General features: G+C 76.0%; 22 protein-coding genes. 13 read left to right on the top strand and 9 right to left on the bottom strand.

Features of this window, described 5'->3' with window-relative positions; translation table 11 throughout:
* The 4 genes from rplI to rpsF form a co-directional block, all read right to left on the bottom strand.
* Positions 1–549 (bottom strand): 50S ribosomal protein L9 (gene rplI, locus K1J50_RS15585; protein WP_220118686.1); only part of this gene is annotated, 549 nt, incomplete at its 3' end.
* On the bottom strand, positions 546–1514 hold the full coding sequence (locus tag K1J50_RS15580; RefSeq protein ID WP_220118685.1) for a hypothetical protein: 969 nt from the start codon (positions 1512–1514) through the stop codon (positions 546–548). The genes rplI and K1J50_RS15580, both read right to left, overlap by 4 nt.
* A gap of 82 nt (positions 1515–1596) precedes the next feature.
* Complete coding sequence (gene rpsR / locus K1J50_RS15575) at positions 1597–1875, bottom strand: 30S ribosomal protein S18 (RefSeq protein ID WP_220118684.1); 279 nt, start codon at positions 1873–1875, stop codon at positions 1597–1599.
* Between the two features lie 9 nt (positions 1876–1884).
* Positions 1885–2364: a 30S ribosomal protein S6 gene (gene rpsF / locus K1J50_RS15570; protein WP_220118683.1), complete on the bottom strand. Its 480-nt coding sequence runs from the start codon at positions 2362–2364 to the stop codon at positions 1885–1887.
* Positions 2365–2667: 303 nt separating this feature from the next.
* On the opposite strand from rpsF, the gene fabD reads away from it, so the two are divergent.
* The 12 genes from fabD to rsmA all read left to right on the top strand — a co-directional run bounded on the left by fabD (position 2668) and on the right by rsmA (position 16473).
* Entirely contained in the window at positions 2668–3627 is a 960-nt protein-coding gene (fabD, locus tag K1J50_RS15565) for an ACP S-malonyltransferase (protein ID WP_220118682.1), read from the top strand.
* 43 nt (positions 3628–3670) lie between these two features.
* A complete protein-coding gene (gene fabG, locus K1J50_RS15560) occupies positions 3671–4408 on the top strand; it encodes a 3-oxoacyl-[acyl-carrier-protein] reductase (RefSeq protein WP_220118681.1) in 738 nt (245 codons plus the stop codon).
* A gap of 678 nt (positions 4409–5086) precedes the next feature.
* On the top strand, positions 5087–5275 hold the full coding sequence (locus tag K1J50_RS15555; protein ID WP_220118680.1) for a hypothetical protein: 189 nt from the start codon (positions 5087–5089) through the stop codon (positions 5273–5275).
* Between the two features lie 439 nt (positions 5276–5714).
* A complete protein-coding gene (locus K1J50_RS15550) occupies positions 5715–5954 on the top strand; it encodes an acyl carrier protein (RefSeq protein WP_220118679.1) in 240 nt (79 codons plus the stop codon).
* Positions 5955–6041: 87 nt separating this feature from the next.
* Positions 6042–7325 (top strand): beta-ketoacyl-ACP synthase II, encoded by a 1284-nt coding sequence (fabF, locus tag K1J50_RS15545; RefSeq protein WP_220118678.1) that lies wholly within the window; start codon positions 6042–6044, stop codon positions 7323–7325.
* 220 nt (positions 7326–7545) lie between these two features.
* On the top strand, positions 7546–8553 hold the full coding sequence (gene mltG / locus K1J50_RS15540) for an endolytic transglycosylase MltG (protein ID WP_220118677.1): 1008 nt from the start codon (positions 7546–7548) through the stop codon (positions 8551–8553).
* Between the two features lie 51 nt (positions 8554–8604).
* A complete protein-coding gene (locus K1J50_RS15535) occupies positions 8605–9774 on the top strand; it encodes an isovaleryl-CoA dehydrogenase (RefSeq protein ID WP_220118676.1) in 1170 nt (389 codons plus the stop codon).
* 20 nt (positions 9775–9794) lie between these two features.
* Complete coding sequence (locus K1J50_RS15530; protein WP_220118675.1) at positions 9795–10385, top strand: biotin transporter BioY; 591 nt, start codon at positions 9795–9797, stop codon at positions 10383–10385.
* A gap of 74 nt (positions 10386–10459) precedes the next feature.
* Positions 10460–12004, top strand: coding sequence for a carboxyl transferase domain-containing protein (locus tag K1J50_RS15525; protein ID WP_255575344.1), 1545 nt, complete (start codon positions 10460–10462; stop codon positions 12002–12004).
* A gap of 8 nt (positions 12005–12012) precedes the next feature.
* Positions 12013–14043 (top strand): acetyl/propionyl/methylcrotonyl-CoA carboxylase subunit alpha, encoded by a 2031-nt coding sequence (locus tag K1J50_RS15520; RefSeq protein ID WP_220118673.1) that lies wholly within the window; start codon positions 12013–12015, stop codon positions 14041–14043.
* A gap of 79 nt (positions 14044–14122) precedes the next feature.
* Positions 14123–15520, top strand: a complete 1398-nt coding sequence (locus K1J50_RS15515) for a peptidylprolyl isomerase (RefSeq protein ID WP_220118672.1) — start codon at positions 14123–14125, stop codon at positions 15518–15520.
* A gap of 35 nt (positions 15521–15555) precedes the next feature.
* Positions 15556–16473, top strand: a complete 918-nt coding sequence (rsmA, locus tag K1J50_RS15510) for a 16S rRNA (adenine(1518)-N(6)/adenine(1519)-N(6))-dimethyltransferase RsmA (RefSeq protein ID WP_220118671.1) — start codon at positions 15556–15558, stop codon at positions 16471–16473.
* Here rsmA and K1J50_RS15505 read toward each other — a convergent pair.
* The 3 genes from K1J50_RS15505 to K1J50_RS15495 form a co-directional block, all read right to left on the bottom strand.
* A complete protein-coding gene (locus K1J50_RS15505) occupies positions 16439–16771 on the bottom strand; it encodes a hypothetical protein (protein WP_220118670.1) in 333 nt (110 codons plus the stop codon). The genes rsmA and K1J50_RS15505 overlap by 35 nt on opposite strands.
* A gap of 364 nt (positions 16772–17135) precedes the next feature.
* Positions 17136–17792: a guanylate kinase gene (gmk, locus tag K1J50_RS15500; protein ID WP_220118669.1), complete on the bottom strand. Its 657-nt coding sequence runs from the start codon at positions 17790–17792 to the stop codon at positions 17136–17138.
* Entirely contained in the window at positions 17789–18709 is a 921-nt protein-coding gene (locus K1J50_RS15495) for a YicC/YloC family endoribonuclease (RefSeq protein ID WP_255575341.1), read from the bottom strand. Before K1J50_RS15495 ends, gmk begins: the two co-directional genes overlap by 4 nt.
* 39 nt (positions 18710–18748) lie before the next feature.
* Between K1J50_RS15495 and K1J50_RS15490 the strand changes: the two genes are divergently transcribed.
* Complete coding sequence (locus tag K1J50_RS15490) at positions 18749–19558, top strand: SDR family NAD(P)-dependent oxidoreductase (protein ID WP_220118668.1); 810 nt, start codon at positions 18749–18751, stop codon at positions 19556–19558.
* Here K1J50_RS15490 and K1J50_RS15485 read toward each other — a convergent pair whose 3' ends face one another.
* Positions 19559–20320, bottom strand: coding sequence for a TerC family protein (locus K1J50_RS15485; RefSeq protein WP_220118667.1), 762 nt, complete (start codon positions 20318–20320; stop codon positions 19559–19561). It abuts the gene before it with no gap.
* Positions 20321–20392: 72 nt separating this feature from the next.
* On the bottom strand, positions 20393–22635 hold a 2243-nt coding region (locus K1J50_RS15480; RefSeq protein WP_369413623.1), incomplete at its 5' end, for an LPS-assembly protein LptD.

Raw genomic sequence — 22635 nt, 5'->3', positions numbered from 1 at the left:
CTCGCCTCCCAGCTCGGCGGCGAGCTGCTCCTCGAGGCTCGCCGCCTCCTCGGCCGCCTCGGCCGGCGCCGCCTCGCCGCGCGCCTGGCGCTCGGCCTCCTCGGGGCTGCGCGCGACGTTCACGGTGACGGTGATCACGACCTCCGGGTGCAGCTGCACGCGCACGTGCCAGAGGCCGAGCGCCTTGATCGGCTGGTCGAGCAGCACCTGCTGGCGGCCGATGGTGAGGCCCGCCGCCTTGCAGGCCTCGGCGATGTCGCGCGCGGTGACCGAGCCGTAGAGGCTGCCGCTCTCGCCGGCGGCGCGGATCAGCACGACGGAGAGGCCGGCGACGCGCTCGGCGACGCGCTCGGCCTCCTCGCGGCGCCTGAGGTTCTGCGCCTCGAGCTGGGCGCGCTCGCGCTCGAAGCGTTCGAGATTCTCCTTGGTGGCGCGGATCGCCTTGCCCTGGGGAAGGAGGTAGTTCCGGGCGTAGCCCGGCTTCACCTTCACCACCTCGCCCATCTGGCCGAGCTTCTCGACGCGCTGCAGCAGGATGACTTCGATCATGTGGGAGTGCCTCCGGAACCGGGCGGGCCGGCGGCGCTGCCGCCGGGATGCCGCCACCATTGCACGATGAGACCGAACGCCGTGACCGAGAGCACGGCCAGGGTCGAGGTCATGGGAAACAGGAGCGCCGCGTAGAGCGCGGCGAGCATCGCCCGCCGCCCCGGCCGGCCCGGGGGCCAGGCGGCATGGAACGCCGCCAGGCCCTGGAGGAACGCCGGCACCAGGAGCGCCAGCCCCACGGCGAGCCCGAGCCCTTCCGGCGCCACCGCCCACCAGAGGAAGGCGAGGGCCGGCAGCGCGGGATACCAGCCCGGCAGCCGCGCCGCGACGCTCCAGCGCGGGGTGGGGGCGAGGGCGAGGCCGGCGCGGGCGAGCAGCCGTTGCGCGAGCGCCGTCTCCGCCGCCAGGGCGACGGCGAGGAGGAGGCCGAGCATCGCCGGCTTGAGCCGCGCCGCCACGGCGAGCGCCTCCTCCGGCAGGGCGATCCCGCTGCGGGCGAAGGAGACCTCGAGCAGGCGGCGCGTCGCGCCCGTGAGCCCGCCCGGCGCGTCGGCAAAGGCGAGGCCGAGGGCGAGCGTCAGCGCCGCCGGCCAGAGGCCGAGCAGGGCGAAGGGTGCGGCCAGGCGGAGCCGCCCCCGGCGCAGGCCGAGCGCGACCAGCAGCAGCGCGGGCAGGCCGAAGCCGGCGAGGAAGACCAGCACCGGCAGCCCCTCGGCGGCGAGGGCGAGCGCCGCGGTCGCCACGGCCAGGGCGCCCGCCGCGGCGCCGGTCCCGAAGCCGAGCCCGGCGAGCAGGATCGGCAGCGGCGACAGCCACAGCACCAGCCCGCCGAGCGGCAGGCCGCGCATGGCCCACAGCGCCGCGACGGCGGCGAGCAGGCCGCCGGCCCCGGCCGCGAGCCAGCGCGGATCGCCGGTCAGGGCGCCGATCCCCCCGCCGCCTCCGCCGCCGGTGCTGCCGCTCATGGCGTCCGCCGTCCTCACCGCCATCGTCGCGCGCCCGTGCCCGCGCGCCCGCCCCGGCCGGCCGGCGGCCGGCCGCGCGCCCTCAGTCGTTGATCACGTAGGGGAGCAGGGCAAGGAAGCGCGCCCGCTTGATCGCCAGCGCCAGCTCCCGCTGCCGCTTGGCGCTCACCGCGGTGATGCGGCTCGGCACGATCTTGCCGCGCTCGGAGAGGAAGCGCGACAGCAGGCGCACGTCCTTGTAGTCGATGCGCGGCGCGTGGGGGCCCGAGAAGGGGCAGGACTTGCGGCGCCGGTAGAAGGGCCGCCGCGCGCCGACGGCGGGGCGGCGGCTGGCGGGGCCGATCTCGAAGGTCTCGGACATGGCGCGGATCTACTCCTCCAGGACGGCGCCGGCCGGCGCGGCGGGGTCGGCCTCGTCGCGCGGGCGGGCGCGGAACTCCTCGCGGTCGTCGCCGCGCGGGGCGCGGCCGGAGGCGAAGCGCCCGGCCGGGCGCGGGCCGCGGAAGCCGCGCTCGCCGCGCTCCTCGCCGCGCCGGGCGATGATGGCGGAGGGGCCTTCCTCGAGCGCCTCGACGCGGACGGTGAGGGAGCGCAGCACGTCCTCGTTGAGGCGAAGCTGGCGCTCGACCTCCTGCATCGCCGGCGGCTCGGCGGCGATGCCGAGCAGCATGTAGTGGGCCTTGCGGTTCTTCTTGATGCGGTAGGCAAGGCCGCGCAGGCCCCAGTATTCGCGCTTGCGCACCTCGCCGCCGCGCTCGGCGAGGACGGCGGCCATCTGGTCGGCGATGGCCTCCACCTGCTGGGGTGTGACCTCGCTGCGCGCGAGGAACACGCATTCGTAGAGCGGCATCGGATCTCCCTCTGGCTGTCTCGGCCCGGGGGCGTGCCGGGGGCGGCGCGCCAGCGGGCATAGCCGGCGCGCGATGCCTCCGCGCGCCGGCAGGGAAGGGCGGGGGTTAAGCACGGGGCGGCGGCCGCGGCAAGGCCGGCCGGCGCGGCGCGGAGCGCCGGAAGCGGCCGGTGCCGCGGCCGCGCCCCGCACGGCGGGGGCGGCGTCCTCACGGACGGTTGACAAGCGCGCGGCCGGAGCGCCAAACGGCCGCGCCCCCTCCCGCCCGTCGCACGCAACCCAGGACCGCAGGACCACCCGCGCATGGCGCTCGCCTTCCTCTTCCCCGGCCAGGGCAGCCAGGCCCCCGGCATGGGCCGCGATCTCGCCGCCGCCTTCCCCGCCGCGCGCGAGGTGTTCGAGGAGGTGGACGAGGCGCTGCGGCAGAACCTGTCGCGCCTGATGTTCGAGGGGCCGGCCGAGGAGCTGACCCTCACCGCCAACGCCCAGCCGGCGCTGATGGCCGTCTCGGTCGCGGCGCTGCGCGTGCTCGAGCGCGAGGGCGGCTTCGACCTCGCCGCGCGCGTCGCGCTCGTGGCCGGGCACTCGCTCGGCGAATACAGCGCGCTGACCGCGGCGCGCGCCTTCGACCTCGCCGACGCGGCGCGGCTCCTGCGCCTGCGCGGGGAGGCGATGCAGCAGGCGACGCCGCCCGGCACCGGCGCGATGGCGGCGCTGCTCGGCGCCGAGCTCGACCAGGCCCGCGCCATCTGCGCCCGGGCGGCCGAGGACCCGGAGACCGGCGCGCGCGAGGTGGTCGAGGCGGCGAACGACAACGGCGGCGGCCAGGTCGTGATCTCCGGCCACAAGGCCGCGGTGGAGCGCGCGGTCGAGATCGCCAGGGCCGAGGGCGTCCGGCGCGCCATGCTGCTCCCGGTCTCGGCGCCCTTCCATTGCGCGCTGATGGCCCCGGCGGCGGAGGCGATGGCCGAGGCGCTGGCGCAGGTGACGATCCGCGTCCCCCTCGTGCCGGTCGTCGCCAACGTCACCGCCGCCAAGGCGACCGACCCGGCGGAGATCCGGGAGCTGCTGGTGCGCCAGGTCACCGGCACCGTGCGCTGGCGCGAATCGGTGCAGGCGATGGCGGCGATGGGCTGCGACCGGTTCGTCGAGCTCGGCGCGGGGAAGGTGCTGACCGGGCTGACGAAGCGCCTCGTGCCGGAGGCGGCGGCCTCGGCGGTCGGCACGCCGGCCGAGGTCGAGGCGTTCCTGAAGTCGCTCTGAGCGGATGGGGCTGCGCGCGGCGGCGCGCCGAGGAGGACCGGGCATGTTCCGTCTTGAGGGAAAGGTCGCGCTCGTCACCGGCGCCTCGGGGGGCATCGGCGCCGCCATCGCGCGCGCGCTGCACCGCCAGGGCGCCGCGGTCGCGCTCTCCGGCACGCGGCGCGACGCGCTGGAGGCGCTCGCCACCGAACTGGGCGAGGGCGCGCTGATCGCCCCCGCCAACCTCTCCGACCCGGCGGCGCCGGCGGCGCTGGTCGAGCAGGTGGAGCGCTCGCTCGGCGCGCTCGACATCCTGGTCAACAACGCCGGGCTTACGCGCGACATGCTGGCGCTGCGCATGGGCGACGCCGACTGGCAGGCGGTGCTGGAGGTGGACCTGAACGCGCCCTTCCGCCTCGCCCGCGCGGCGCTGCGCGGGATGATGAAGAGGCGCTGGGGGCGGGTGATCTCGATCGCCTCGATCGTCGGCGTCACCGGCAATGCCGGCCAAGCGAACTACGCCGCGGCCAAGGCCGGGCTGATCGGCATGAGCAAGTCGCTGGCGCAGGAGGTGGCGAGCCGCAACATCACGGTCAACGTGGTCGCCCCCGGCTTCGTCAAGACCGCGATGACCGACGCGCTGGGCGAGGCGCAGCGCCAGGCGCTTCTCGCGCGCATCCCGGTGGGACGGATGGGCGCGCCGGAGGACGTGGCGGCGGCGGTGGTCTATCTCGCCAGCGAGGAGGCCGCGTGGGTGACGGGCCAGACGCTGCACGTCAACGGCGGCATGGCGATGATCTGAGCCGGCCGCCCCCGCGTGCGTCCCGGTGCCTAGCCGTCGCCGCGGGGCTGCCCCCCGCGCGGCTCCCTTCGGCTCCCTTCCGGTCGCGCAGCGGGCTAACGACTGCGAGGCGGGGGAGGGGGCGGGGGCGCGGCAGGCGCGTCTGCGGCCGCGTCCGATGACGGGCGGCTCCCCGCGGCGGCAGGACCGCCGCTCTCCGGGCGCAAAGGCGTCCTGCCGCCACGGGGCAAGGTCCGCGCGCGGGGCCGGCCCGCAGGCGCGCGGCTGCGTCTCGCCCCCCGCCTCTTGGCGCGGTGCCATTCGCGGCCGCTCCGCCCCGTGCGGTGTCCTCGTCGCCGCGCCTCGCGACGGTCTGCTGCATCACGCCTGCCCCGCGTGCGCGGCGCGCACCGGCCGTCCCTGCGCCGCGCGAAGGCGGTTCGCGGTCGGGTGGCGCGGCGGCGGGCGGGCTTTCCGCCGCATTGCCGAACGGTCATCTAGCGCTCCCCTCGTCGCGCGCGCGGCGCCGGCGGCGCTTCGCCGCCGCGGCCACGGGGCCGGCCGCGCCGGTCCGGGCCGGCGGCGGCCAGGGCGCGCTGCCCCTTGCTCCAAGTTGACTTGTGCATTACGCGAACTTTAAATCGCGCCGGCGCCGCGTGGCGCCGCAAGGGCCCGAACGGCCGCGGAGGGAACGTCCTCATGTCGGGAGCCGAGATCTGGAACTGGCTCAAGGAGAACAGCCTGGCCGCTGCCGCCGCGGCGGCGGTCGTGGCGGCCGTCGCGTATGCGCTGCGGGCGCCGACCGTGGCCGCGTTCAGCGTCATGCTGGTCGGCCTGCTCCTGATCCTGCGCGCGGAGCGTGATCGCCAGCGCGCCGGCCGCTCCTGAGTCCGGGCCGCGCGGTGCTGCGGCCCGCCGTTTCCCTGCGCGCCGCGTGTGCCGCGCCGGTGGCGGCGGGCGGACGGGCCGGGCTTTCCCTTCCCGGCCTGGCCGGGGACGGGACGCCCGCGCCGCGCCCTCGCCCCGCGCTCCCGTCCGCGCCCCGCGCGCGGGACGCGGACGGGGCCGAATCGGCACGGCCGGCGCGCGCCCCCGCGCCCGGCCCTCGGGCGCCGGCATCGTTCCCGCCGCGAACCGTGTCCTGCCGGCCACGCGGCGCCGGCGCGCCGCCGCGCCGGCGGTCCGCGGGCCTTGCCGACGGGGGCGCGGGACGCCAAACACCGCCTAGGCCCCGTCGGCCTTCCATGCTAAGGCCCCGCCCGCCGCGGGGACCCCAGGGGGGCGATTCCGGGCGGACCGGGACCGGCAGCAGGAGAGATCGAATCCGATGAGCGACATCGCCGAGCAGGTGAAGCAGATCGTTATCGAGCACCTCGGCGTTGAGGAATCGAAGGTGACCCCGGAGGCGTCCTTCATCGACGACCTCGGCGCCGACAGCCTCGACACGGTCGAGCTGGTGATGGCGTTCGAGGAGAAGTTCGGCATCGAGATCCCGGACGACGCCGCCGAGAAGATCACCACCGTCAAGGACGCGATCGAGTACATCGAGAAGCAGAAGGCCGCCTGAGGCGGGCGGGCGACGCCCGGGGCGGCCTGCAGCGGACGCCAGTCAAGCACGAGCCAGCCAGGACAGCCGACGAGGGGGGCTCCGAGCGTGTTCCAGAACGGCGGATCGCCGCGGCGCGTGGTCGTCACCGGCATGGGGATCGCCTGCCCGCTCGGGGTCGGCGTCGAGCATGTCTGGCGCCGCCTGCTGGCCGGCGAGAGCGGAATCTCCGCCATCCAGTCCTTCGACGTCAGCGCGCTGCCCGCCAAGATCGCGGGCCAGGTGCCGGCGGGGTCCAGGGCCGAGGGGAAGCTCGACATCAACGAGTGGATCCCGGTCAAGGACCAGAAGAAGATGGACCGGTTCATCCAGCTCGCCATGGTCGCCGCCGAGGAGGCGGTGGAGGATTCCGGCTGGCGCCCGGAGAGCGAGGAGGACCGCTGCGCCACCGGCGTGCTGATCGGCTCCGGCATCGGCGGCCTGCCGACGATCTACGACGCCTCGCTGCAGGTGGCGGCCGGCAAGGCGAAGCGGATCTCGCCCTTCTTCATCCCGAGCGCGCTGATCAACCTCGCCTCCGGCCAGGTCAGCATCCGGTACGGCTTCAAGGGGCCGAACCATTCGGTGGTGACGGCCTGCGCCACCGGCGTGCACGCGCTCGGCGACGCGGCGCGGCTGATCGCGCTCGGCGACGCCGACGTGATGATCGCCGGCGGGGCGGAGGCGGCGGTGTGCGAGATCGGCATGGCCGGCTTCTGCGCCTCGCGCGCCCTCTCCACCGCCTACAACGACACCCCGACCAGGGCCTCGCGCCCCTGGGACGAGGGCCGCGACGGCTTCGTCATGGGCGAGGGCGCGGGCGTGCTGGTGCTCGAGGAGCTGGAGCACGCGAAGAGGCGCGGCGCCAAGATCTACGCCGAGGTGATCGGCTACGGCATGTCCGGCGACGCCTACCACATCACGGCCCCCTCAGAGGACGGCGACGGCGCCTTCCGCGCCATGCGCAACGCGCTCCGCAGCGCGCGCCTCGCGCCGGGGGACGTGCAGTACGTCAACGCCCACGGCACCTCGACCCCGCTCGGCGACGACCTCGAGCTCGCCGCGGTGGAGCGTCTCTGGGGTGAGGACGCGAAGCGGCTGGCGATGTCCTCCACCAAGTCGGCGATCGGGCACCTGCTCGGGGCGGCCGGGGCGGTGGAGGGGATCTTCTCGATCCTCGCCATCCGCGACCGGGTGGCGCCGCCGACGCTGAACCTGGAGAAGCCGAGCCGCGAGAGCCCGATCGACCGCGTGGCGCTGCAGGCGCAGGAGCGGCCGATCAGGGTGGCGCTCTCCAACAGCTTCGGCTTCGGCGGCACCAACGCCAGCATCGTCTTCCGCGCTGCGCCCTGAGGCGCGAGCCGCCCCCGCCGCTCCCGCGGGCGGGGAGGCGGGGATCCGTCCTTCCGAGGGGCGCGGGGCGAGGCCCGCGCTCCCGCCTGCGCTTGGCCTCGCGCCGGAGGCGTCCCGCGCGATTCACCTGCCGGCGCGCCACGCGCAAGCGGGCAGGGGCGGTCCGCCCCGCGGGCGGGCCCGCCGCCCCCGTCGCCCCTGGCCCGCGAAAGCCGCCACGATGCGCGCCCTTCGTTGCCTCCTGATCGCCCTCCCGGTGCTCGCCGGGCTCGCCGCGGGCGCGGCCTGGTACGCGCGCGGCCTCTGGCTCGCCCCCGGGCCCCTCGCCGAGCCGGCGCAGATCGTCGTCCCCTCGGGCGGGACCGGGCGGATCGCCGCCACCCTCGCCGAGCGCGGCGTGATCCGCGATGCGCGCGCCTTCGTCCTCGCCGCCTGGTTGACCCGCGGCCGGGGTCCGCTCCGCGCCGCCGAGTTCGCCTTCCCGGCCGGCGCCTCGCTGCGCGAGGTGCTGGAGATCCTGCGCCATGCGCGGCCCGTGCAGCGCCGGCTGACCATCCCGGAGGGGCTCACCGCGGTCCAGATCGCCGATCTCCTCGAGCGCGCCGAGGGGCTGACCGGCGAGGTGCCGCAGCTGGCCGAGGGCGCGCTGCTGCCCGAGACCTATGCCTACCAGTGGGGCGACGCGCGCGCCTCCCTCGTCCGCCGCGCCGAACGGGCGATGGCCGAGGCGCTCGCCGCCGCCTGGGAGCAGCGCGACCCGGACCTGCCGCTCGCCAGCCCGCGCGAGGCACTGATCCTCGCCTCGATCGTCGAGCGCGAGACGGCGAAGCCGGAGGAGCGGCCGCGCGTCGCCGCCGTCTTCCTCAACCGGCTGCGGCGGGGGATGCCGCTGCAGTCCGACCCGACGGTGGCCTACGCCGCCGGCGAGGGCGCGGCGCTCGACCGGCCGCTGGTGCGCGCCGACCTCGAGCGCGAGCACCCCTTCAACACCTACCGCGTGCGCGGCCTGCCGCCGGGGCCGATCGCCGCGCCGGGCCGCGACTCCCTGCGCGCCGCGACGCGGCCGGCGGAGACGGACGAGCTCTACTTCGTCGCCGACGGCCAGGGCGGCCACCTCTTCGCCCGGACGCTGGAGGAGCACAACCGCAACGTCGCGCGCTGGCGCGAGATCGAGCGGCGCCGGCGCGGCGGCGGGGAGGGGAACGACGCGCGCCCGGCCCCCAGGTGACGAGGCGGGGCGGGGCGCGGTAATCCGGTGCCAGGGAAGGGGCACGCCGCCATGTCCGACAGCTTCCAGGCACTCGATTTCGACCTCGGCGAGACCGCCGAGGCGCTGCGCGCGCAGGTCGCCGCCTTCGCCGCCGCGGAGATCGCCCCGCGTGCGGCCGAGATCGACCGCAGCAACGCGTTCCCCGCCGACCTCTGGCGCAAGCTCGGCGACCTCGGCCTGCTCGGCATCACCGTCGAGGAGGAGTATGGCGGCGCCGGGATGGGCTACCTCGAGCACGTGGTGGCGATGGAGGAGATCAGCCGCGCCTCGGCCTCGGTCGGCCTCTCCTATGGCGCGCACTCCAACCTCTGCGTCAACCAGATCCGCCGCAACGGGACCGAGGCGCAGAAGCGCCGCTACCTGCCGAAGCTGATCTCCGGCGAGCATGTCGGGGCGCTGGCGATGAGCGAGCCGGGGGCGGGCTCGGACGTGGTGGGCATGCGCCTGCGCGCCGAGAAGCGCGGCGACCGCTACGTGCTCAACGGCAGCAAGATGTGGATCACCAACGGGCCGGACGCGGACGTGCTGGTGGTCTATGCCAAGACCGACCCGGCGGCGGGGCCGCGCGGCATCACGGCCTTCCTGGTCGAGAAGGGCTTCAAGGGCTTCTCCACCGGACCGAAGCTCGACAAGCTCGGCATGCGCGGCTCCAACACCTGCGAGCTGGTCTTCGCCGACTGCGAGGTGCCGGAGGAGAACGTGCTCGGCGAGGTCGGCCGCGGCGTGAACGTGCTGATGAGCGGGCTCGACTACGAGCGCGCGGTGCTCGCCGGCGGGCCGCTCGGCATCATGCGGGCCTGCCTGGACGTGGTGCTGCCCTACGTGCACCAGCGCCGGCAGTTCGGCCAGCCGATCGGCGAGTTCCAGCTCATGCAGGGCAAGCTCGCCGACATGTACACGACGATGAGCGCCTGCCGCGCCTACGTGTACGCGGTGGCGAAGGCGTGCGACCGCGGGCGGACGACGCGCAAGGACGCCGCCGGGGCGATCCTCTACGCCGCCGAGAAGGCGACCTGGATGGCGCTGGAGGCGATCCAGGCGCTGGGCGGCAACGGCTACATCAACGACTACCCGACCGGGCGGCTGCTGCGCGACGCCAAGCTCTACGAGATCGGCGCCGGGACGAGCGAGATCCGCCGCATGCTGATCGGGCGCGAGCTGTTCCACGAGACTGCCTGAGCGACTGACGGAGCGAGACGATGCAGGACCGAGGCGATGGACTGGCGCTTCCCCTGGCCACGCTGTGGCCGCGGGGCGGGATCGCGCGCGACGCGGTGGCGGTGGGCGCGGGCTTCGCCCTGCTCGCCGCCTCGGCCTGGATCCGGGTGCCGATGTGGCCGGTGCCGATGACGATGCAGACCTTCGCGGTGCTGCTGCTCGGCGCGAGCCTCGGCGCCCGCCTCGGCGCCCTCACCGTGTTCGCCTATCTCGCCGGGGCGGCGGCGGGCCTGCCCGTGCTCGCGGGCGGCAAGGCGCTCGCCTTCGGCGGGCCGACCTTCGGCTACCTGGTCGGCTTCCTGCTCGCCGCCGCCGCCGTGGGCTGGGCCGCGCAGCGCGGCTGGACGCGGCGCTGGCCGGGCCTGCTCGGCGCCCTGCTGCTCGGCGAGGCGCTGATCTTCCTGCCCGGGCTGCTCTGGCTCCACGCCGCCTGGCTCAAGGACGTGCAGAAGACGCTGGCGGCGGGGCTCTATCCCTTCCTGCTCGGCGACGCGCTGAAGCTGCTGCTCGCCGCCTCGGCGCTGCGCCTGCTGCAGCGCGCCGCCGCCCGGCCCCGCCCGCCGGCGGGCTGAGGGGCGCCCCCGTGCCGGTGCTCGAGACCGCGTTCGACCCCCGCGCCCCGGAGGCCGAGGCCAACGCCGCGGCGATGCGGGCGCTGGTGGCCGAGCTGCGCGCGCTCGCCGACCGCGTGCGGCTCGGCGGCGGGGAGGAGGCGCGGCGGCGGCACCTCGCGCGCGGCAAGCTGCTGCCGCGCGACCGCGTGCGGGCGCTGATAGATCCGGTCTCGCCCTTCCTGGAGATCGGGCAGCTCGCGGCGCACGGCATGTATGGCGGCGAGGTGCCCTCGGCCGGGATCATCACCGGGATCGGCCGCGTCTCCGGCCGCGAATGCGTGATCGTCGCCAACGACGCGACGGTGAAGGGCGGCACCTACTACCCGATCACGGTCAAGAAGCACCTGCGCGCGCAGGAGATCGCGCTGCAGAACCGGCTGCCCTGCATCTACCTGGTGGATTCGGGCGGGGCGCACCTGCCGAGCCAGGACGAGGTGTTCCCCGACCGCGACCATTTCGGCCGCATCTTCTACAACCAGGCCACCATGTCGGCGCAGGGGATCCCGCAGATCGCGGTGGTGATGGGCTCCTGCACCGCAGGCGGGGCCTACGTGCCGGCGATGTCGGACGAGACGGTGATCGTGCGCAACCAGGGCACGATCTTCCTCGGCGGCCCGCCGCTGGTGAAGGCGGCGACCGGCGAGGTCGTCACGGCCGAGGAGCTGGGCGGCGCCGACCTGCACAGCCGCGTCTCCGGCGTCACCGACCACTACGCCGAGAACGACGCCCACGCGCTCGGCATCGCGCGGCGCATCGTCGCCTCGCTCAACCGGGAGAAGCGCCCCTCCCTCGCGCTGCGCGCGCCGCGGCCGCCGCGCTACCCGGCGGAGGAGCTCTACGCCGTGGTGCCGGCGGACCTCCGCCAGCCCTACGAGGTGCGCGAGGTGATCGCGCGCATCGTGGACGACAGCGAATTCGACGAGTTCAAGCGGCTCTACGGCCCGACGCTGGTGACCGGCTTCGCGCACATCTGGGGCTATCCGGTCGGCATCCTCGCCAACAACGGCATCCTGTTCTCGGAGAGCGCGCAGAAGGGCGCCCATTTCATCGAGCTCTGCGCCCAGCGCGGCATCCCGCTCGTGTTCCTGCAGAACATCACCGGCTTCATGGTCGGGAAGCGCTACGAGGCGGGCGGCATCGCCAAGGACGGGGCGAAGCTGGTGACAGCGGTGGCGACGGCGGCGGTGCCGAAGTTCACGGTGATCATCGGCGGCAGCTTCGGCGCCGGCAACTACGGCATGTGCGGCCGCGCCTACTCGCCGCGTTTCCTCTGGATGTGGCCCAACGCGCGGATCAGCGTGATGGGCGGCGAGCAGGCGGCGAGCGTGCTCGCCACCATCCGGCGCGACGCCATCGAGGCGCGCGGCGGCGCCTGGCCGGCCGAGCAGGAGGAGGCGTTCAAGGCGCCGATCCGCGCGCAGTACGAGACCCAGGGCCATCCCTACTACTCCACCGCGCGGCTGTGGGACGACGGGGTGATCGACCCGGCGGACACGCGCCGCGTGCTCGCGCTCTGCCTCTCGGCGGCGCTCAACGCGCCGATCCCCGAGACGCGCTTCGGCCTGTTCCGGATGTGAGGCGCGGCGTGTTCGGCAAGATCCTCATCGCCAACCGCGGCGAGATCGCCTGCCGGGTGATCGCCACCGCCCGGCGGCTCGGCATCGCCACCGTCGCGGTCTATTCCGAGGCGGACGCCGGCGCCCGGCACACCCGGCTCGCCGACGAGGCCTGGCCGATCGGGCCGGCGCCGGCGCGGCAGAGCTATCTCTCGATCGAGGCCATCCTCGACGTGGCGCGGCGCGCGGGCGCCGAGGCGATCCACCCCGGCTACGGCTTCCTCTCGGAGAACGCCGAGTTCGCCGAGGCCTGCGCGCGGGCCGGGATCGTCTTCATCGGCCCGCCGGCCGCGGCGATCCGCGCCATGGGCTCCAAGGCCGCGGCCAAGGCGCTGATGGAGCGCGCCGGCGTGCCGCTGGTGCCCGGCTACCACGGCGAGGCGCAGGACCTCGCCACGCTCGCCGCGGCCGCGGCACGCATCGGCTACCCGGTGCTGATCAAGGCGAGCGCCGGCGGCGGCGGCAAGGGCATGCGCGTGGTCGAGCGCGCGGCGGACCTCGCCGAGGCGCTCGCCGGCGCGCAGCGCGAGGCGGCCTCCTCCTTCGGCGACGACCGCGTGCTGATCGAGAAGTACCTCGCCCGCCCGCGCCACATCGAGATCCAGGTGTTCGCCGACACCCGCGGCAACATCGTCTCGCTGTTCGAGCGCGACTGCTCGATCCAGCGCCGCCACCAGAAGATCGTCGAGGAGGCGCCGGCGCCGGGCATGGACCCGGCGCGCCGGCAGGCGATGGGGGAGGCGGCGGTCGCGGCGGCGCGCGCCGTCGGCTACGTCGGCGCCGGGACGGTGGAGTTCATCGCCGAGGGCGACGCCTTCTACTTCATGGAGATGAACACCCGCCTGCAGGTCGAGCATCCGGTGACGGAGATGGTGACCGGCCTCGACCTGGTGGAATGGCAGATCCGCGTCGCCGCCGGGGAGCCGCTGCCGCTGCCGCCCGAGCGCCTCGCGCTCCGCGGCCACGCCATCGAGGCGCGCGTCTATGCGGAAGACCCGGCGCGCGACTTCCTGCCCTCGACCGGCCGGCTCGTGCATCTGCGCCAGCCGCGCGAGGTGCCGGGCCGGGTGCGCGTGGACACCGGCGTGCGCGAGGGCGACGCCATCACGCCGCACTACGACCCGATGATCGCCAAGCTGATCGTCTGGGGGGAGGACCGGCCGGCGGCGCTGCGCCGCCTCGTCGCCGCGCTCGGCGAGTACGAGGTGGTCGGCGTGCGCACCAATCTCGGTCTGCTGCGCGCCATCGCCGCCCACCCGGCCTTCGCCGCGGGCGAGCTCGACACCGGCTTCATCGCCCGCCACGCCGCGGCGCTGCTGCCGGCGGCGGAGCCCGCGGCGGTGCCCGCGGCGGTGTGGGCGGCCGCGGCGCTCGCCGCGCTGCGCGACCAGCGCGCGGCGATCACGGCGGCGGCGCGGAGCAGCGGCGATCCCTTCTCGCCCTGGGCGGAGACGGACGCCTGGCGGCTGAACGGCGACGGCTACCAGGACCTGCACCTGCGCCACGGCGGCGGCGCGACGCTCGTCCTGCGCAGCCATCCGCTGCCGGACGGCAGCGTCCGCCTCGACCTGCCGGACGGGCCGCCGGTGCGGGCGGCGCTGGAGGAGGACGCGGAAGGCGGGCTGCGCCTGGTCCTCGACGGCGTGGCGCGCCGCCTCAGCGTGGCGCGGCAGGGGGTGGAGTTCACCCTGTTCCTCGCCGGGCACGGCGAGCACACGGTGCGGCTCGAGGACCCGCTCGCCCCGCCGCGCGCCGAGACCGCCGGCAGCGAGCGCGTCACCGCGCCGATCCCGGGGCGGGTGACGCGCGTGCTCGTCCGGCCGGGCGAGCGGGTGGAGCGGAACGCCCCGCTGGTGGTGATCGAGGCGATGAAGATGGAGCTCACCCTCCGCGCCCCGGTCGCGGGCGTCATCGCGGCGGTTTCGTACGGGGTGGACGAGATGGTGGAGGAGGGCGCCGAACTGGTCACCTTCGCCGCGCCGCCGTCCGGCCCGGGGTGAGGCCGGCCTCCGCCCCGGGGCGGGCCGCCCGCGCATTCGGCCTTGCCCGGCCGCGCCGGCCGCGCCAAGAGGGAGCGTCATGACGCGCCCGCCGCCCCTCCTCGCCGGCCCCCGCCCGACCGCGCCCCGGGCGCTGCTCGCCCTGCTGCTCGCCGCCGCGCCGCCGGCGGGGGCGCTCGCCGCCGCGGCCCTGCTCCTGCCCGCGCCGGCGGCGGCGCAGGCGGCCAGCAACCGCATCGTCGCCGTGGTCAATGGCGACGTCGTCACCCGCAACGACATCGAGGGCCGCCGCCGGCTGTTCGCCATCAGCGCCGGCCTGCCCGTCAGCGCCCAGGCGCTCGACGGGCTCAACGACCAAGTGCTGCGGCTGCTGATCGACGAGCGCCTGCGCATGCAGGAGGTGCAGCGCCGCCGCATCCCGGTCATGGACAACGAGATCGCGGAGACGATCCGCGAGATCGAGCAGCGCAACAACCTCCCGCCCGGGGGCCTGCGCGCGCAGCTCCAGCGCGCGGGGGTGGAGCCGCGCGTGCTCTACGACCAGATCCGCGTGCAGATCGGCTGGGCGCGCCTGATCCGGCGCCTGCTCGGCTCCCAGGCGGAGCCGAGCGAGAGCGAGGTGCGCGAGTACATCGAGGCGGCCAGGGCGCGCGAGGGCCAGCCCGAATACCTCCTCTCCGAGATCTTCATCCCCGTCGAGGACCCGGCGCGCGCGGAGCAGACCCGGCGCTTCGTCGAGGAGGTGGTGGCCCAGCTCCGCCGCGGCACGCCCTTCGCCATCGCCGCCACCCAGTTCAGCCAGGCGCAGAGCGCGCTGCAGGGCGGCGACCTCGGCTGGGTCCGGCCCGAGCAGCTCGATCCGGAGGTGGCGCGGATCGTGGCACAGATGCCGGTCGGCGCGGTCACCAACCCGGTCCGCGTCGCGGGGGGCTGGCAGATCGTCGCGCTGCGCCAGAGGCGCGAGAGCGGGCGGGAGATGGCGACCATCCTCTCGCTGCGCCAGGCGTTCCTCCCGTTCTCCTCGCCGCTCGACCCGCAGAACCCGACGCCGCAGCAGCGCGAGGCGGTGGAGCGGGCGCGGCGGCTGCAGGGCGCGGGCTGCGACGCGGTCGAGGCGGCGGCGCGCGGGACCCCGCGCCCGGCGGACCCGGGCCCGATCCGCCTGGAATCGGTCGAGGCTCCGCCGCTGCGCCAGCTGCTCGCGAGCCTGCCGATCGGGCGCGCCTCGCAGCCGATCGTCTCGCCCGACGGCGTGATGGTGCTGGCCGTCTGCGCGCGCGAGACGCGCAACCTCGCGGAGCTGACGCCGGACCAGGCGCGGGCGCAGATCGTGCGCGACCGGGTGGAGCTGCTGTCGCGGCAACTGCAGCGCGACCTGCGCCGGCGGGCGCAGATCGAGATCCGCCTGCCGCCGGCGGAGCCCGACGCCGCCCCGCGGGCGCCGGCGCCGCGCGCGGCCTCGGCGCGGGCGGGATGAGCGCCGCCGGCGCCTGAGCCGCGGCGCGGCGCCCGATGGCCGCGACTCCTCCGGGCCGCTCCCCGCCGCAGCCGCCCGGCCTGCGCGAGACCGTCGCCCGCCACCGCCTCGCCCCCCGGAAGTCGCTGGGCCAGCATTTCCTGCTCGATCCGGCGCTGTGCGCGCGCATCGCGGCGCTCGCCGGCGACCTCGCAGGGCGGCAGGTGCTGGAGGTGGGCCCCGGCCCGGGCGGGCTGACGCGGGCGCTGCTCGCCACCGCGGCGGCGCGGGTGGTGGCGGTCGAGCTCGATCCCCGCGCCGTCGCCGCGCTCGCGGAGCTCGCGGCGGCGCATCCCGGGCGGCTGCAGGTGATCGAGGGCGACGCGCTGACGATGGACCCGGCGGCGCTGCTGCCGGGACCGGAACCGAGGCGCATCGTCGCCAACCTGCCCTACAACGTGGCGACGCCGCTGCTGCTGCGCTGGCTGCGCGGCGCCGCGGCGCTCGAGGGCATGACGCTGATGTTCCAGCAGGAGGTGGCCGAGCGCCTCGTCGCCGCGCCGGGCACCGCCGCCTACGGCCGCCTCGGCGTCCTGGCGCAGTGGCGCTGCGCGGAGGTGCGGGTGCTGCTGCGCCTGCCGCCCGGCGCCTTCACGCCGCCGCCCAGGGTGTGGTCGGCGGTGGTCGGGCTGGTGCCGCGCCCCGAGGACCCCGGCCCGGCGCTGTTCGCGGCGATGGAGCGGCTGACCGCGGCGGCCTTCGGGCAGCGGCGCAAGATGCTGCGCGGCGCGCTGCGGACGCTGGGAGGCGCGGAGGCGCTGCTCGCGGCGGCCGGCATCGCCGGCGAGCGGCGGGCCGAGACGCTGACGGTGGCGGAATTCGACCGCCTGGCGCGGGCGCTGCTGGCGCGCGACGGGGCGGCCGCCGCAGGGCGTCCGTTCAGTGCGGCGGGGCGGCGGGCGCGCGCACCGTGACCGGCACGCCGGTGCGGGAACAGGCCTTGACGAAACCTTCCGGCAGCTCCTCGCCGAGGAGGCGCGGATCGGCGATGGCCTCCGCGCGCACCAGGCGCGGCTGCGACCAGGGCGAGGCGGGCAGCCGGGACTGGCCGGGCCGGCGCTCGATCACCGCGCGGCAGAAGGCGCAGTCGGCGTAGCGGCGCGCGCTGCCCTCGTCGGCCGCGGCGACGAGGCAGGGGCCGACATGCAGGCTGGCCTCCCAGTCGGGATCGCCGAGGGCGTCTTCGCGAGGGGCGAGAAGGAAGATCGGCATCGCTCCTCCCGGCGCGACGATGCGAGGGGATCGGGCGGGGCAGGGCCGGCACCGGCAGCAACGCCCCGGAGGCGGTGCCGGAATGAGACCGCGCGACCGCAAGCGGGGCAAGGAAGGGCGCCGCCACGAATGCGTGAGTGGCACGACCGGGCCCGCGGATCGAGCGGCGCGGCGTCCCGCCGGGACTCGCGCAGAGGTGAACCGGTCGGGGCCTTTCCCGCGCCGGAGCGGGCACGCCATCGCCGCGCGCCTGCGCGCAGGCGCGGCCCGCGCGGCCGTCATGCGCGCCGCCGGCGAGCGCGGGCGGCGGCGGGGCACGGGCGGGCAGGGCCCGGCCGATGCGAGCCGGGCGCGGCGGCGCCGCTCAGCCCTGGGCGAGCAGCGCCGCGACGAACTCGGCGAGGCCCGGCTGGCGCGCGCGCGTGCTGCGCGCCGCGTGCAGGATGGCGCGCACCTCGGCGACGCTGCGGTCGAAGTCGGTGTTCACCAGCACGTGGTCGAAGTCCGACCAGTGGGTGAGCTCCTCGCGCGCCGCCCGCATGCGGCGCGCGATCTCCGCCTCGCCGTCGGTGCCGCGGGCGCGCAGCCGGCGCTCGAGCTCGGCGAGGCTCGGCGGCAGCAGGAACACGCCGACCACGTCGCCGGGCAGGCGTTCGCGGAGCTGGCGGTGGCCCTGCCAGTCGATGTCGAACAGCACGTCGCGGCCGGCGGCGAGGGCGGCCTCCACCGGCGCGCGCGGGGTGCCGTAGCGGCGGCCGTGCACGGTCGCGTGCTCGAGGAGCTCGCCGGCCCGGGCCATCGCCTCGAACTGCTCGGGCGTGCGGAAGAAGTAGTGCACGCCCTCCTCCTCGCCGGGCCGCGGCGGGCGGGTGGTGGCGCTGACCGAGAGCGACAGCGCGGGCGCCTCGGCCTCGAGCAGCGCGCGGGCGATCGAGGACTTTCCGCCGCCCGAGGGGGCGGCGAGCACGAGGCAGAGGCCGCGCCGGCGCAGCGGCGGCAGGGGCTCGCCGGCTCCGCTCATTCGACGTTCGCCGCCTGCTCGCGCAGCCGCTCGATCACGGCCTTGAGGTCGAGGCCGGTGCGGGTCAGCGCCGTGGTCGCCGACTTGGCGCACAGCGTGTTGGCCTCGCGCACGAATTCCTGGACCAGGAATTCGAGCCTGCGGCCGACCGCCTCGCCCGCGCCGAGCAGCGCGCGCGCCTCCTCGATGTGGGCGCCGAGGCGGTCCAGCTCCTCGCGCACGTCGGCGCGGGTGGCGAGCAGCGCGACCTCCGCGGCGAGACGGTCCTCCGGCACGCGGCGCTCGCCCTCGAGCAGCGCGGCGAGCTGGGCGCGCAGCCGGGCCTGCTGCGCCTCCGGCTGGCCGGCGGCGAGCGCGGCGGCGGCCTCGCGCAGGGCCGCGATCTCGTCGAGCAGGGCGCCGAGGATCGCGGCGAGCCGGGCGCCCTCGGCCCGGCGCGCGGCGACCAGCCCGTCGAGGGCGCGGGCGAAGCCGTCGAGCAGGGCGGCGTGCCGCGCCTCGCGCGCCGCCTCGTCCTCCTCGGCCGGCGCCTCGGCGCGCAGCACGCCGGGGAGCGCGAGCAGCGCCTCGGCGCGCGGCGGCGGCGCGCCGGGGATGCGGCGGGCGAGGTCGAGGGCGAGCGCGAGCGCCTGCTCGAGCGCCGCCGGGTCGGGAATGAGGCGCGGCGCGCCGGCGGCGCGTTCCTCGCGCCGCAGGGTGAGCGTGGCCGAGACGTTGCCGCGCCGCAGCCGGCCGGCGGCGAGCTCGCGCAGCGCCGGCTCCAGCGCGTCGAGCCCGGCCGGCAGGCGCAGGCGCAGCTCGAGCCCGCGCCCGTTGACGCTGCGCACTTCCCACAGGAAGGAGGTGCCGTCCGGCAGCGCGCCCTCGGCGCGGGCGAAGCCGGTCATCGAGGCGAGGAGGGAGGGAGAGGCGGCCATGGCGCGCCTTCTCCCCCGGCGGAGCGGGGGATGCAAGCGATGAGGGGCGGCAGCGGGACGGCCTGGCCCTGGCGGAGCGTGGCGATCACCGGGGCCTCCTCGGGGATCGGGCGGGCGCTGGCGGAGGCCTGCGCCGCGCCGGGCGTGGTCCTGCACCTGGCCGGGCGCGACGCCGGTCGCCTCGCCGCCGCCGCCGCCGCCTGCCGGGCGCGCGGCGCGGAGGTGGCGGCGACGGTGCTCGAGGTGCGCGACGCCGCCGCCTGCGCGCGCTGGATCGCCGGGGCGGGGCGGATCGAGCTGCTGTTCGCCAACGCCGGCATCTCCGGCGGCACCGGCGGCATCGGCGAGCCGGCGGCGCAGGCGCGCGCGATCTTCGAGACCAACCTCACCGGCGTGCTGAACACCGCGCTGCCGGCGCTCGAGGCGATGGCGGCGCAGCCGCCGGGGCCGGACGGGGTGCGGGGGCGGATCGCGGTGGTGGCCTCGCTCGCCGCCTTCGTCGCCGCGCCGAGCGCGCCGGCCTACTGCGCCTCCAAGGCCGCGGTGCAGGCCTGGGCGGAGGCGATGGACGGCGTGGAGCGGGCCCGCGGCGTCCGCTTCCATGCCGTCTGCCCGGGCTACGTGCGCACGCCGATGACGGCGCACAACCCGTTCCCGATGCCCTTCCTGATGGACGCCGAGGAGGCGGCGCGGCGCACGCTCCGCGGCATCGCGCGCGGCCGCACGCGCATCGCCTATCCCTGGCCGACCTATCTCGGCGCGCGGCTGGTCGGGGCTCTGCCGCCGCGGCTGCGCGCGGCGGTGTTCGGGCGGCTGCCGGCGAAGGCGGCGAGCCCTGGGCGGGAATGATCACTCCCCTGCGCCGCCGCCCGGGGCCTCGCCGCGCGGCGCGCCCGCCTCGCGCCGCCGCCGCGCCGCGCGGTGGGCGAGGAGGTTGAGCGCCTCGACCGCGGCGGCGAAAGCCATGGCGGTGTAGACGAAGCCCTTGGGCACGTGCACCCCGAAGGCCTCGGCCACCAGCACCATGCCGATCATCACCAGGAAGGCGAGGGCCAGCATCACCACCGTCGGGTTGCGCTCGAGGAAGTCGGCGAGCTTGTCCATCGAGAGCAGCATGGCGACGACCGAGACCACGATCGCCGTGGCGATGATCCAGAACTCCCGCGTCAGCGCCACCGCGGCGAGGATCGAGTCCACCGAGAACACCATGTCGAGCAGCAGGATCTGGAACACGGTCGGCCAGTAGGCGGCGGGGCGGGCGTCGAGGGCGTGCGACTCCTGCTGCGAGTCGGGGTCGACGCGGTGGTGGATCTCGATCGTCGCCTTGCCGATCAGGAACAGGCCGCCGGCGAGCAGGATCAGGTCCTTGCCGGAGAACTCCATGCCGGACAGGGAGAAGAGCGGCCAGGTCAGCGACAGCAGCCAGCTCGTGCCCGCGAGCATCACGAAGCGCAGCAGGACGGCGAGGCCGAGCCCGATGCGCCGCGCCGAGACGCGCCGGTGCTCCGGCAGGCGGTTGGTGAGGATCGCGATGAAGACGAGGTTGTCGATGCCGAGCACCACCTCCATGCCGACGAGGGTGGCCAGGGCGACGATCGTCTCGGGGTCCATGCGGGCGACGCTCTCCGATCGGGCGGATGGAAGGGAATGCCACCGTCGTGGGACCGGCCGGGGCCGGGCGGGTCAGATCGCGCGGAAGCCGAAATCCCCCACCGTCTTCAGGCCGACGCGCAGCAGCAGCAGCGTGTTCGAGGGGTAGAGGCGCGCGGTCGCCGGATCCTCGGCGTAGTTGCGCACGAACCGCGCCTCCAGCAGGAAGCACTCGTCCTCGTAGGCGGCGGAGGCGGCGAACAGCACCGGCCGGTTGATGTCGATGTCGTAGCGGCCGAACGCCCCGACGCGCCAGTGCTCGCCGAGGCGCGTGCTCACGCCGAGGGAGATCTCGTCCCGCGTGCGCCGCGGCTGCAGCCCGGGCGAGGGGACGGTGTAGAGGTAGCCGGCCGAGAAGGATGTGTGGCCGATGGTCAGCACGCCGGTGATGTCGGTCATGCTGCGCTGGCCGGTGTCCTTGTCGAGCCGCGCCCGGCCGATCACCTCGAACCACGGCACCGGCGAGAGGCGCACCCGCCCCACCCAGTCGGAGGAGCGGTCTCCGAGCCCGCTGCCGGGGTCGAAGTTGGCGTCGCGCACCAGGCGGAAGGACCGCCCGACCAGGCCCTCGACCAGGCCGCCGTTCGGGAAGTGCCAGGCGCCGCGCAGCGCGGCGTCCACCCGCGTGCCGCCCTCCTGCCGGTCGCGCCCGTAGAAGCGGCTGAGCGCGAACAGGTTGGCGTCGCTGAACTCGAAATCGAGGCTGTCCTCGTTCGGCAGCAGCCGGTAGGAGCCGCCGACGTTCGGGCCGGTGACGAACTGCACGCGCGGCTCGACGAGCTGGCTGCCCCACTCCCCGGCGGAGCGGACCAGCGGCAGGCGCCAGTCGAGCGCGGCGCGGAGGTTGGCGCGCGCGTCGCTGCCGCTGCCGCCGCCGACGACGTGGTTCGGCGCGAGGTTCAGGTCGTCCCAGGTCCAGCCCATCGCGTCGAGCTGGGCGCGGAAGGTCCAGACCGAGCCGAAGGAGTCGATGCGCGGCAGCTCGTAGTAGGCCCGCGTGGCGAGACGGCGGGTGCTGGTGCCGCGCTCCCGCGTGATGGCGAAGTTCCAGGTGTCGAGGGTGAGGTAGCCGCCGAGCGCGTCGCGGCCCGACCACCAGTCGGCATAGACGTTCGGCAGCACGTAGGGGATCACGCCGCTGTCGTCGGTCGGGCGCAGGCTCTGGTAGGCGCGCAGGTCGAAGCGCACATGGGCCTCGGGCCCCCAGAACCCCTCCGCGAAGGCGGTGGAGGGCAGGTAGCGCCGCACCCCGTAGCGGAAGGCGCGCAGGTAGTTCTCGCCCGAGGCGCGGTTGAGGTCGAATCCGGCGCGCCAGTTCTCGTCGATCGAGAAGCGCCCGCGCGAGAAGACGTGCCAGCCGAAGCCGCTCTCGCCGAGCGCGGTGCCCTCGCGCAGGTAACCGACCGAGCCGCGCGCCTCGATCTCGCCGAAGTTGAAGCGGCGGCGGTATTCGGCGCCGAGATTGGGGACCTGGCGGGTCGAGAGGATCGGCGTCAGCGTCAGGTCCTGGCTCTCGTCGATCGCCCAGTAGTAGGGCAGCTCGACGAAGGCGCCGAGGAAGCGGGTCAGGCCGAAATAGGGCGAGAGCAGGCCGGACTGGCGCGGCGTCGTGCCGTCCGGATGGGCGAAGTAGGGCGTGTAGAGCACCGGCACGCCGCCGAGCAGGAGGCTCGCGTCGCGGTAGCGGACCTGGCGCGCCTGCTGGTCGAGCGTGGCGACGCGGGCGCGGAGCTGCCAGAGCGGCGGGGCGAGCGGGTCGCGCGCGCAGGGCTCGCAGGCCGAATAGACGACGCGGGCGAGGTCGAAGTAGGTGCCGCTCGTGCGCCGCGCGCCGGTCGCGGCGACGCGGCCGCCGGCCGCGAGCAGTCCGCGCAGCCCCTCGAGCACGCCGTCGCGGAACTCGTTGGAGAGCTCCACCCGTTCGGCGAACAGCACCTGGCCGTCGGGCTCGAGGAGCTGCACGTTGCCGCTCGCGGTGGCGACGCCGGTGTTGCGGTTGTAGGTGAACTCGTCGGCGCGGAGGATGCGCTCGCCCTGCCAGGCCTCGACCCGGCCGCGCGCGGTGACGACGCCGGTGTTCTGGTCGTACTCGACCTCGTCGGCGGTGAAGGTGACGGGCCCGCTGCGGTCCAGGCCGCGGCCGGCGCGGCCGAGCCCCGCAAGGCCGGCGGGACCGGCGCCCGGGCGGGCGTCGCCCGCGGCGGGCGGCGCGGCCGGGGCCGCCGGCACGGGCGCGGGCGGCAGCCCGGCCTCGAGGTCCGCCGGCCCGGGGGGGG

This window comes from Caldovatus aquaticus, assembly GCF_019458025.1.
In the GTDB taxonomy this organism is placed as follows: Bacteria; Pseudomonadota; Alphaproteobacteria; order Acetobacterales; family Acetobacteraceae; genus Caldovatus; species Caldovatus aquaticus.
This window is presented reverse-complemented; position numbering and strand designations above follow the sequence as displayed.

Excerpts from the sequence above, each read along its gene's own strand:
- K1J50_RS15580 (WP_220118685.1), bottom strand. The coding sequence starts at position 1,514 with ATGAGCGGCAGCACCGGCGGCGGAGGCGGCGGGGGGATCGGCGCCCTG.
- rpsR (WP_220118684.1), bottom strand. The coding sequence starts at position 1,875 with ATGTCCGAGACCTTCGAGATCGGCCCCGCCAGCCGCCGCCCCGCCGTC.
- rpsF (WP_220118683.1), bottom strand. The coding sequence starts at position 2,364 with ATGCCGCTCTACGAATGCGTGTTCCTCGCGCGCAGCGAGGTCACACCC.
- fabD (WP_220118682.1), top strand. The coding sequence starts at position 2,668 with ATGGCGCTCGCCTTCCTCTTCCCCGGCCAGGGCAGCCAGGCCCCCGGC.
- fabG (WP_220118681.1), top strand. The coding sequence starts at position 3,671 with ATGTTCCGTCTTGAGGGAAAGGTCGCGCTCGTCACCGGCGCCTCGGGG.
- K1J50_RS15555 (WP_220118680.1), top strand. The coding sequence starts at position 5,087 with ATGTCGGGAGCCGAGATCTGGAACTGGCTCAAGGAGAACAGCCTGGCC.
- K1J50_RS15550 (WP_220118679.1), top strand. The coding sequence starts at position 5,715 with ATGAGCGACATCGCCGAGCAGGTGAAGCAGATCGTTATCGAGCACCTC.
- mltG (WP_220118677.1), top strand. The coding sequence starts at position 7,546 with ATGCGCGCCCTTCGTTGCCTCCTGATCGCCCTCCCGGTGCTCGCCGGG.
- K1J50_RS15535 (WP_220118676.1), top strand. The coding sequence starts at position 8,605 with ATGTCCGACAGCTTCCAGGCACTCGATTTCGACCTCGGCGAGACCGCC.
- K1J50_RS15530 (WP_220118675.1), top strand. The coding sequence starts at position 9,795 with ATGCAGGACCGAGGCGATGGACTGGCGCTTCCCCTGGCCACGCTGTGG.
- K1J50_RS15525 (WP_255575344.1), top strand. The coding sequence starts at position 10,460 with ATGCGGGCGCTGGTGGCCGAGCTGCGCGCGCTCGCCGACCGCGTGCGG.
- K1J50_RS15515 (WP_220118672.1), top strand. The coding sequence starts at position 14,123 with ATGACGCGCCCGCCGCCCCTCCTCGCCGGCCCCCGCCCGACCGCGCCC.
- rsmA (WP_220118671.1), top strand. The coding sequence starts at position 15,556 with ATGGCCGCGACTCCTCCGGGCCGCTCCCCGCCGCAGCCGCCCGGCCTG.
- K1J50_RS15505 (WP_220118670.1), bottom strand. The coding sequence starts at position 16,771 with ATGCCGATCTTCCTTCTCGCCCCTCGCGAAGACGCCCTCGGCGATCCC.
- gmk (WP_220118669.1), bottom strand. The coding sequence starts at position 17,792 with ATGAGCGGAGCCGGCGAGCCCCTGCCGCCGCTGCGCCGGCGCGGCCTC.
- K1J50_RS15495 (WP_255575341.1), bottom strand. The coding sequence starts at position 18,709 with ATGGCCGCCTCTCCCTCCCTCCTCGCCTCGATGACCGGCTTCGCCCGC.
- K1J50_RS15490 (WP_220118668.1), top strand. The coding sequence starts at position 18,749 with ATGAGGGGCGGCAGCGGGACGGCCTGGCCCTGGCGGAGCGTGGCGATC.
- K1J50_RS15485 (WP_220118667.1), bottom strand. The coding sequence starts at position 20,320 with ATGGACCCCGAGACGATCGTCGCCCTGGCCACCCTCGTCGGCATGGAG.